Source organism: Verrucomicrobiia bacterium (assembly GCA_035460805.1).
GTDB lineage: Bacteria > Patescibacteriota > UBA1384 > CAILIB01 > CAILIB01 > DATHWI01.
This window is the reverse complement of sequence record DATHWI010000164.1, coordinates 1-10,998: the sequence shown is the minus strand read 5'-3', so window position 1 is coordinate 10,998 and position 10,998 is coordinate 1. Positions and strand designations below refer to the sequence as shown.

Genomic DNA, 10,998 nt, shown 5'->3' with positions numbered 1-10,998 from the left:
CCGACAACACTACCTGAGAAGAACTCTGCGACCTCCCCGGTTGAGGCTGGGGGAGCTTGGGGCGATAACCTCGCCCCTGGTATTCGTCGTCAATTAGAGGGATCTCCTGAAGAGGGGCAAGGGGAAGAGCCGGAAGAGCAGCTGCCGCCCGCCGCTGAACCAGAAGAGCCCAAGAAAAAGGAGAGTGAAGGCAGCCTCCTAGCGGCACTGGGTGGGCTTATTCTCTTGGGTAGCCTCCCTTTCTTTGCGATCCTAGGCGGAGCCATGGGCTTCCTTCAGGGATCAGGACCAAACCCTAACGGGACCACGCGCCCGCAAACCATCGATGTCTCCCAGCAGACTGGCGAGGTAGCCGTCATGCTTAACTTCTTTAAGAGCGCCAGTAGTACGGCCGACTTCTTACGCACCGATGGGGAGGTGCTAAGTAAGTACGAAGCAAACCTCATTATTTTTGCCGAGAAGCTCCGGAATAATGACCCAGCCTATGCCACGATCACCCGGCGTGAAGAGCTTTTGACCCTCATAGACACCATGCTGGCCCAGATCAGGGTAATCCGTAGCCACATCACCGCAGGAAGCCCAGACAAGGCAGCTACGGAGGCCAAGAAGCTTATGGCCAATATCGACAAGTTGGACACCCTGGCCGCGCCACCTATCCGCGAGATGGCCCTCGCCTTAGCGGACGAGAATGAGCAGAGTGGATACTCCAAGTACCAGTACAGCAAGGACAACCGCGCCGAGTTTGCACGTACTGGCGAAGGCGACAGTGACTGTTCCAGCTTTGCCAGCACCATGCTCTACAAAGCAGGCCTCATTAGCAGCCCTGAGCTCTACACCACAGTAGGCCTCTATCTGGCCGCACGTGATGGAAGGAATGGTCTGAGTATAGTGAGCGAATCCAAGACCTCTACAGGTATTCCCGACGAAGATATCCGCGCCATCCTCCGTCCTGGCGATGTGCTACTTTCCGCAGATGCCGCCTACTCGCAAGGGGGAGGGAGTGCCGCAAGCCGTCACGCCGTACTATATGTAGGTAACAACGAGGTGGTGCAGTCCACCCATGCGAACGGCAAGAACGGTATCCAGAAGACAAGCCTGGAAGACCGGCTTAAGCGCCGCAACCAGGTGATTATTCGCGGCGGAGGTGGGATATGATGTTTATCCGCGCCCTTCTTGCTGGTCTTCTCGCTGAGTTCATTGCCTTCTCACCAGTTGGCGTCGTATATGTTGCCCAAGCGGCAGCAAGTCCCACCACTCCTAACTCTGCCGAGCAATGTGTTGCACGTCCCTCTGAGTTTTCAGGAGCAAGTGATACATCTGATCACCTAGAGGGCAAAACAGTAGAGGAAGCTGTTGACCGGGAAGTGGATCCCACCGAAGAAGCCGTAGAAGAAAACGGGGATGGTTCCGCAAGGGCGGATACCACCCGCACCTTTGCAGCGGTAGACCCAGAAGTAGAGGCTGACCCAGGCGAAGGCGAAGAGCTTGCCTACCAGTCAGTCAATCTTGAGGAGCTAAAGAAGAACCCCTTCTTCTCCCAGGAAAATTTTGACAAGTACGTAAAGCTTAACCGCGGCTGGTTTGATACCACCACGGGACTTTGGAACTTCTGTTCGCTTGAGGGGATGGAGCACATTAATTCGCCCATACCGTTTAATGCGGACTTGAGCACCTACTTCAACAAACTTGGGTACCCTTACGACCAAATTGTCTTCAAAAACCCTACGGACAAGTACGCTGTAACAGGGGAACCGTGCACACTCTTTGACCCTCGCACAAAGCGTTGCGATGAAACCAAGGAATCGCAGGTGGTGACGGGAGCTGATGGCAAGCCTCTATTGGACGAAGACGGCAAGCAAGTCACGCGGCTAATGCCTAAATATTATGACGATTCCATTTGGCCAAATGAGCAGTGGGATGCGCCAAAAGCTGACCTTCGCATCCTCAAAACCCTTGTTTATTTGACCACGCCAAAGTCCCAAGGGGGCGCAGGACGGGAGCGGATAAAAGTCGCGAAGATCCTTCAGCCGGGCAGTTCTAACCGAGAATTTAATACCTCAGAGGTCGATGCAAACGAGCCTGCGGACGTGGCCGAGCCCACTTCGCAAGACTCCGCACATGCTTATGATTTGCTCAATCCAAGCAACCCTCAGAAAATTGCCACTGCGGTAGACATTAGTGAAATTGACAAGGTCCGCATTACCACGCGGATCACGCAAAAGCGCCGTCTAGGGGGGAGCAGTACCAGCTACCAATATAAGGAAGTTCCTTTAAAGGTAGCTTGGCAAACGGACAAGGGTGTAGAGAGTGCCGAGTTGGTGGGTCCCAACATGTATAAGACCGCACTGTCTGGATTCAGCCTAGATCTGGCAAGCCTCCTTGATGACATGGATCTTGAGGCCGAAATTGACCTTTCTGCCATAGAAGATTTGAGCAGTTTTGGTGATATTGCTGAACTCATTGGGCAATCCATCCTCACGCAGCTCATTAACAGCCCTAACGGCTCCCTAAAAGGCTGGGATTTCCCCAGTGTCTTAGAGAACTTGGGCCGCGCCTACCTTTCGCAGCAGCTTGGCCTGCCAGCCGGCGCACTTAGCCAAGGGACCACCGTTGAGCAGCTTATTGAAAGTGTGGGACGCAACTACGTAGAGACCGCCTTTGGCTTTCCTGCCAACTCGCTAACCGGTAAAACATCCGCTGAAGTATTCGCCAACTTAGGAAGGCGTGAACTTGAGGGGATGTTTGGCGTATCCGATGGAACCCTTCTCCCGCTTGGCAACGTAAGCCAAGACGAGCTATTAGCCCGCCTCGGGGCAGGGAAGATTGAGCAGCGCCTCAAGCTTCCCCAGGGAAGCCTGCGCTCTGACGACTTTGCTGCTGCCTCAAGCAGCCCCAAGTCAAAGATCCTCTTCGCCAAGGAATCAGCTTCTTTCTTAGATGAAGCGCTTAACCTGGCCTATCAAGAGGAAGAAGGAAGGGGGAAGAGCGCATTTGGCTTCACCGCATCAGACTATGAGGAAGCATCTAGCCGCCTCCTTTCCAGTAGGAGTAATGAGGAGTTCCGCCGTTACAAGCGCTTGGTTGGCAGTAGGGTGCTGGAAACCAGCCTGGGCAAATTTACACCTACCACCGCTAGCTTTGGCGAAGCAAACCCCAACCCTCAGACTCAGAACTTCATTGAAACCATCCGCACCCAGTTTGGCTTCAAGTACTACCCGACCCAGACTTATACCGGCGCACCCGCTCCTGCGAATGAAACAATCGTCTACCAGGGATACCCTCAGGGGAACTTCCGTGGGTACTACGTAATAACTATTCCTACCGACCACGCATTCCGCACCTCTGGCGCATTCTCCGATGCACAGCTAAACCAGATTGCTGAGAAGATGCTCCTGGCCTACCTCAACAATACCTTTGGGACAAGTGGCACCAATGGCTTTGTACAGAGTGAAGCACAGGCGACAGAGCTCTATAACGCCATCATGGCAACCTGGAGGCCCCTCCTTCAGAACGGCCTCACAAAGATAGACGAGAAGCTGCGGCGCGCAGAAGAGAACAGGGTTGATGCCCAAGCCGTACCCCTACAGGCAATCCGCAAAACTGTCTCCGTAGCCCTCGGGCAGGCGCGGTCCTACAGTGAGGGGCTTCTCACCATGCTTAATGGTACCGGCCAAAGCGGGCGGTCCGCGGCTGCCGGTCTTCCCGCCAACTTCCTTCAGGCAAATGCTGATGGCACGCTTACGGGCACGCCTTTGGCACAGGGAGACCCTATAAACGCCATAATGGGCGGCAACCTTTCACAGTCCCTCCTCAGCCTCATTGGCAAGGCCTACGTAGGCAGCGCCATGACCGAGGATGCGCCGGCAGTGCAATCGTTCATTTCACAGATTGGGAGCGACCTTACCACCTTCGGCAACCTAGACCGGTTGGGCATTGGCGTAGAGAAGTGGGTCAGCAAGGGATTCTCTTCTGACGACTTTGACCGCATCTTTACCAAAGATTTGGGCCCACAGGTATTCCAGAGAATAGGGGAACAGGAGTTACTCCGTACGGTTTGGGCTAAGTCCGGCCTTCAGAAGGAAGTGAACAAGGCACTAGGATCCAGCGACGTAAACAACCTCATCAACCAGGTAAACCAGGTCGCCCAAGGCTTGGAGTTCTATAGTAGCCGCTACAAAGAGCTCCAGGGTATCGGCCGGCAATTGGAAGCAAAAGGGAAGGCGCTGGGCGTCCTTACACCAACCCTGGAGAACATCTTCAAAGACTTGAACAGCGTGGGCGATATCAAGTCCATTGCCCAAGCCAAGGACAAATCAAAGCAATACGAGCCTCTGGCCCAACTCCTGAGCAGCCAGAGTGGCGAGGTTAAGGACTTGGTTGGCAGGGCACAGTTCATTGCCCGCGAGATTGCTGCCGGACACCCCCTTTCCCTCGATCAAAGTGCCGATTCCGGCAAGGTCCAGGGCGTACAAAATACCGGCTGCTGGAGCCCAACCAACTTCCGCCAATTCCTTTCTAACAAGGGAAATTTGGTAAATGGCTTCGTTAGCCGTGTGGCCGCCTGCCGCGTTGATGACGCACTCAGCCTGCCCCTTGGCTCCGCTTATAAGTGGTATGAACTCAAGGACTTCTCCTACGAAGGCCTCACCCTTTCCATTGGCCGCGCATACGCCGATAACACCTCCATTAAGCTTAGTGATGCCCAAGCCCGCTCATATGGTGAAAAGGTATTGGAGAGTGCCGCTATCGACCGCCTCCTTGCTGGCATCCCAGGGCTTTCCTCTACCTTCCGCCGCCTTGGTTTTAAGGGAAGGGACATCCATGAGCTCTTAACGGGAAATACCGAGAACGTCCTCCGTCGCGTAGGGGGCAGCATGATGGACGGCTACTTTAACTGGGAAGCCGGTACTGCCAGCCAGATCATCGAGCCGCAGTGCCCAGGTGACAACGGTAAGATGCGGGATTGCACCAGGAACGAGGCCGCCGATATCCGTCTCCAGGCCATGGCCAACATGGGCTTGAAAGAGCTTGGCATCACCCTTAACTTCCCATCCGGGTTTGACTTGCTTCGGAACTCAAAAGGAGAGCTTGGGGCATTCAACTTTGCCACCAACTTTGGCATTGCCCGCATCAGCGAAAGCCTTGGGCTTAAGGAAAATTCTTTCTACGGCAGCTTTAGCGACGTCCGCGGCAGGAACACCTCCCGCGATATGCTCCAGGGCTTTGGTTGGTATGATACACCACCCCTTCGGGAACTGGACGACTTAAAGGCTTCACTCCGCTCCCTCATCCCAGGGCTTACCGTGACTAAGGCAGATGACGTAAACCGCCTCATAGAAATTGTTGAGGTGGGTCAGAACGACATCCGCAACGCAATATTGGATGAAATCTCCAAGGCGAGTTCAGACGTCTGGAAGACGGGGAGTGAGGACGCAATTGCCAATGAACTTTTCAACACTGAGAAGTACAAGTACGAGAGCACGGTTTCCTCGGTCAAGGTGATCTTTGGGGCCATGACAATGGATCCGCTCACCAAGGAAAAGGTGAACGATGCCATCAAACAGCATCCCGCTGCTGCACCTGGTGATGTAGAAACCTTCAAGAACCAGATCAGTGCGTTTAAGACCCGGGTCAATGGGTTAGATGGCCAGTTCGGCGCCACCTCCGGCACCTTTAAGAACTTCCTGACCGGTACCGGTACGGGTCAGAAAATTGCAGAGGGCGGCGCACAAACCGAACTCTTACGCACTTTGGCAGATGGCCCACTCCGCAAGGCGCTGGAGGGCACCCCATTTGCTGAACTGGTAGACATGTTCCAAGTACTGAGTAAGAGTGACAAGTGCCCATCCGGCGTTGGCCTAGGGGACTTCCTTATCAACAAGAACGCCGCCTGTGGCATTCAGAACGTAGCCCTTGGAAATATCTTCAGCGGCAAGGATGTAGACAGCCAGGTTAAGCGTGCTTTCCTGTACGACAACTTCTTGGCGCGCGGTTGGGCAATGGAACTGGAAAAAGACCTCAAGGTACAACCTGGCACGATGCGCGCCATTGCTATTGAGCCATGGAGGGCCAAGGAAATTGCAATTGACCAGGGGGTACGCCTACTTGGCAACGAACTCTTCAAGCTAGCCGATCTAGGTGGCCCAGATACTGATGAAAACAAGGCTCTCCTCCGTACCTTCCACAGCTCCCTCATGGCTGGATTCTGCCCCGTTGACCCACTTAGCATCAAAGGGGAAATTGAGCGCGAATTAGTAAGCTCCACCACTAAGAGCTGCTCGTTCCGCTTTGAAACGAACCGCTCCTTGATCGTACTGAGCCAGCAGCTCAACACCATGCTGGAAAAGCGGTTTACCGACTATGATGGCGGCCGGGCAGGCTCCATCGGGTTGGTTGACCTCTTGGTGGTAGGGATTGGTGGTATGGATGCTGCCTATTTCTTGGGCGCCCAACAGATTGCCCAACAGCTTAACAGCCAACTTGGCGACGAACCGAACGCCGAAGCCTTCAAGATTAACTATGCAGATATCCGCAATGCGTTTGGTCAGTTCACCCTAACGGAGGACGACTACAGCCAATACGCCATAAACGCGCAGGCTGACTTTGCCCGTAACTTCTACAGTTGCAGCGCTGATGGTGCCGAATCGGTCTGCGACCTGAGTGACGCAGACGTGGTTGGGAAATTCCTCGTAGAAACTGACCCCGAATTCTCCACCGAAGCACGTATCGATACTATCCAGCAGGTTGGGGCCACTGCACGCATTGCTGGGCCAGCCGCTATGAAGCGGCGTGCCGCCAGTGCCCTGCAGTACAACTTCTATGACATCTTGGCGTTCAAGACCGATCCCAACATCCCACGCGGGTTCTCGTATGCACTCCTCCAAGGTTCCCAGAAAGAGAAGTACCGCTTCATGGGTCTCTACCTAGTGAACAAACTCAACCTTGGTGAATCGGTCTTTGGTGGCGCACTAAGCAACGAGATGGTGGGGAGCCTCCTTACCTATGTCCAAAACGGGTACCGCGGCTCTGTAGACCTGGCAGCTGTGAATGCGCTTGATGACTGGTTTGGCAAAGAATCAGAGAAACTCTTTGGCGTACAACTGCCTGCCGGGGTTGCCCAGGGAATCTTTGCTTGGGGGACCACGGGATTTGCTGGCAATAAGTTTGACAGCTCCAGCACCTTCAACGTAGGTGGCAAAGAGTTCCAATCAGTAGGTACCGTCCTTAAGGGTTGGGGGATTAACAAGATCCTTTCTTGGGCCGATACCGGCATTGGCCTTCCGGCGGGTTCTGCATTCCAGATCTATCAGGCAGCAGCCGATGTAGCCAAAGCCTCAAACTTCCTAGCCCTTGCGCAGACCCCGGTAGCGGTTGCCAAGGATGCCGCGAATAACATTACCGTCCTCAACAAGATGATGGTAGGGGACCCCGCCCCGGGTAAGTTTGTAAATTCCGCCCAAGACGCACGAGTTAACCTTAGGGCTGCCCAGGTAGCGCTTGTCACTACCATCATCACCATTGTCTTTGCCTCCCAAATTGCAGAAGCAGAGCAGTCGCTAGGGCTAGTACCTGGCACGGGCGCCATGGGACTTACCATGCTCATACAGTTGGCGATGGGTGTTCCCGTTGACCCCATTACCCTTGGCCTCTTCCTCGCCATCAACCTCTTTGGGGTCTATAAGGTTGAGGTAACTATCAGGGCCACCGTGGACGGGTACTACCCAATCACTGGCCAATATGGCGTTGCCCGTACAGGTCCCGCCGAGTACAAATCCGCAGATCCTCCAAACGGTACGTTTGATGCCAAGTCGCCAACCGCTTACCGCGAAGGCCTGAAGGCGGGTGCCAGGTTCAAGGTGAACAACTTCCTGCAAGACTTGCTTCTCATGCCAGAGCGCTGGGCCCCAGTTTTGGATAACGATCCAAACTCCCTCTGGATTGCCCAGGTGTATACTGGTCGGGTAGAAGACACCGCCGCGCTTGATGGGCTCATTTCCCGTCCGGCACCTTGGGACAACCCTGCCGGCCTCGGCTACGGTGAGCTGGAAGACCGTGCCACCATCCTTTTCGACAAAACCCAGAACAAGTACGTAGCCCATCCTAAAGAAGGCTACCGGGCTGGTTACTTTGCGGGGGACAGCTTCTCAAACACTATTCACTTACGCTGGTAAGACATGTCATCCACGATTGATGCGACACTGCGGCATATCAACCGCAAAACCGAGGAGACAGGGGCAGAGCAACTGGCCGGCTTTGCCGGTGTCAGCTACACCGTCCTAGATGACTATCCTTTCAATGTTGACGTCCTCTCTTTGGTGCCACTTGAGGAAGCTGCACACCGTCTCTACGCGCCCTACGTGCGCTCTGCGGACAGGATCCGGTTCGCAGTAACCAATCCCTCGGATGAGGCCGTTATTGCGGCTTGTGCGCAGCTAGGGGACCAACTGGGACTGGAGCCGGAGCTCACCGTGGTGTCCCACACCAGCTTCCGCTACCTCCTTGAGTGCTACGCCAAACTTTTGGCGGAACAAGCCGAGCAGAGTGTCCAAGCCGAAGAGCAAGCCAAGGTTGCAGCTGAGAAAGACTTTGTCCAACATATCCATAACCTGGATGACCTGAGCAATCAGATCCAAACAGGCGGAGCTAATGTGTCGGAAGAGATCGATGCCATCATGGCAGGCGCCTACAACCAAGGTGCTTCCGATGTGCACATTGAACCTGGTGAAAACCATATTGTCGTCCGCTTCCGTATTGATGGCGTACTTAAGGAAGCAGTGCGCATTCCCATGGAGCAGCACAAGTCGCTTATTTCGCGCCTTAAAATGCTCGCTAGCTTGAAACTGGACGAGCATGGCCTCACCCAAGACGGGCGCTTCTCGCTCTTAGACAAAGGGATGCCGGTAGATGTTCGTGTCTCCATGGTCCCAACTGGATATGGGGAAGGGGTGGTTATGCGTCTCCTGCGCCGTGATACGAAGGCCGTCAGCCTGGAAGACCTTGGTTTCAGTGAACACAACCTGGAGATGGTAGCAAAGGCGATAAAGCGGCCATACGGACTCATCGTCATTACGGGCCCAACGGGTTCGGGTAAGTCCACCACCCTTTACGCCCTCTTGCAGAAGCTCAACACGCCAGAGAAAAAGATCATTACCCTGGAAGACCCTATCGAGTACCGCATCGAGGGAATACAGCAAAGCCAGGTAAACCCGGAGGGTGGGTTTACCTTTGCGGAAGGTTTGCGGGGCGCCCTTCGTCAGGACCCAGATGTAGTTATGGTGGGTGAAATCCGCGACCCAGAGACCGCCACCATTGCCTTGAATGCCTCGCTTACGGGGCACCTGGTACTTACTACCATGCACACCAATGATGCCGTTACCGCGCACACCCGCTTTCTTGAACTTGGCGTGGCACCGTTCCTCCTATCGGGGAGCATCAACCTTATTATTGCGCAGCGGCTCGTGCGCGTGGTGCAACCGGGTGGAACTCCAGAAGACCCCGTTTATAAGGGCCGTGTCGTTATTGCCGAAGCCCTAGTCCCGACACCGGAATTGGAACGTGCCGTACAACAGGGGACCGACCCTGCAACTGTGCGAGAGATTGCCACGCGCAGCGGCATGATCCCCATGCTTGAAGACGGTCTAAGTAAGGTAAGGGCGGGCATTACAACTGAGGCGGAAGTATTCCGCGTTACCGCCGCCTAAACCCTATTGCAGGGGCTGTGGTGGGGCAATATACAGGTCGATAAGCATCTTGACGGTAGCAAGCGGCTCCCGCTGGCTCTGACTGTATTCAAAGCCTGGGTAATTTGGTGTTGCCATCCCTTTTGCATCGATACCCAGCTTCCTACACGTAAAAACGGCACGTGGAAGATGGAACTCGTTTGTCACCAGAATTGCCTGTGTTATGTTGGAAGTATTTTTTAGGCGGTAGCAGGTGTCGTAGGTGCTAATGCCTTTTCTATCTTCAATCAGTACACTTGCGGGTACCTCGCGCTTTTTCAGGTAAGTGACCATTGGTGTCACCTCGTCGTAGTCTTCGGAGATGTTGTCACCCGAAAGCACTATTTTCTTTACCTTGCCCGAACTATACAGGTCGTATGCTGTGTCTAACCGCCCCTGAAGCACACCTCCCACCTCTCCTGGGCGTTTGAGTCCCGCACCAAAAACAACCGCTACCTCCTCCTGGGGGATAGCGGTCATTTCTGTGTATAAATGCGGCTGTGTCTGGAACGACACGAAACGCTCGCTTCCCCAAATGACAAGGAAGATAAGGACGGGAATTGCGAAGAAAGCTAGAAGTGAGCGAAAAAGTCTTCTCATACCGAGCGGATGTTCGGGTTGAGTGTACCACGTAGGGGGTCCATCTGAAAGTACAGCTCAGGACCGACCTGCGTGATCTTTCTTTTTAGAAGCCGGAATGAAGCGTATCAGGTTTGCGACACTTTCTATTACTAGGCAGCTCTGGTATAAAAGATTAACCCTGGAGTTTTCAATGACTGAAAAAACAGATTTTACGTCCTTAGCACGGCTTTGTGCTGCAGTTCTCGGCATTAGTGACGACCGGATCCAAGACATCCGTGTTGTCCGCGACCCTGGTGGCAATGTTGCCACTGGCTACGAGGTTGCGGTTCGCACACCCGCCCCTAGCTTACAAGCTTCACCCCTTGATGTCCTGCGCGCTTCGCACGGCGCCCAGGCATAACCCGGTTCAGACTTCTTCACCACCCCTTATACGGGTGGTGCTTTCTTTATCGTGGGGTTTTGGGCATAGAAAAACTCCGGGACATGTCCCGGAGTTTAGAGTCCACGCGTTTTGTTGTGACGACCCTACTTCCCGCCGGGAAGTTTGATCACACCTTTACCGATAAGCCAACCAGTGGCAGCTGCTGCAACGACCCAAATCATTTGTTTACCTCCGTAGCCACTGCACCTTATTGAAAGATCGGTAGTTTGTCAATGGGTCTACTGGTTTAGGATAGTCTGTTTCCACCATCACACT

At 54.2% G+C, this 10,998-nt stretch carries 5 protein-coding genes; 4 read left to right on the top strand and 1 reads right to left on the bottom strand.

Features of this window, described 5'->3' with window-relative positions; translation table 11 throughout:
• From VLA04_06805 to VLA04_06795, 3 genes are all read left to right on the top strand, one after another.
• Positions 1-1,155: hypothetical protein (locus VLA04_06805; GenBank protein HSI21365.1), on the top strand; the 1,155-nt coding region annotated here is incomplete at its 5' end.
• Complete coding sequence (locus VLA04_06800) at positions 1,152-8,171, top strand: hypothetical protein (GenBank protein ID HSI21364.1); 7,020 nt, start codon at positions 1,152-1,154, stop codon at positions 8,169-8,171. The genes VLA04_06805 and VLA04_06800, both read left to right, overlap by 4 nt.
• A gap of 3 nt (positions 8,172-8,174) precedes the next feature.
• Positions 8,175-9,701, top strand: a complete 1,527-nt coding sequence (locus tag VLA04_06795; protein HSI21363.1) for a GspE/PulE family protein — start codon at positions 8,175-8,177, stop codon at positions 9,699-9,701.
• A gap of 3 nt (positions 9,702-9,704) precedes the next feature.
• Here the strand turns inward: VLA04_06795 and VLA04_06790 are convergent, their stop codons facing one another.
• Positions 9,705-10,319: an ElyC/SanA/YdcF family protein gene (locus tag VLA04_06790; protein HSI21362.1), complete on the bottom strand. Its 615-nt coding sequence runs from the start codon at positions 10,317-10,319 to the stop codon at positions 9,705-9,707.
• A 172-nt stretch (positions 10,320-10,491) separates the two neighbouring features.
• On the opposite strand from VLA04_06790, the gene VLA04_06785 reads away from it, so the two are divergent.
• Positions 10,492-10,701 (top strand): hypothetical protein, encoded by a 210-nt coding sequence (locus VLA04_06785; GenBank protein ID HSI21361.1) that lies wholly within the window; start codon positions 10,492-10,494, stop codon positions 10,699-10,701.
• Positions 10,702-10,998 lie beyond the last annotated feature (297 nt).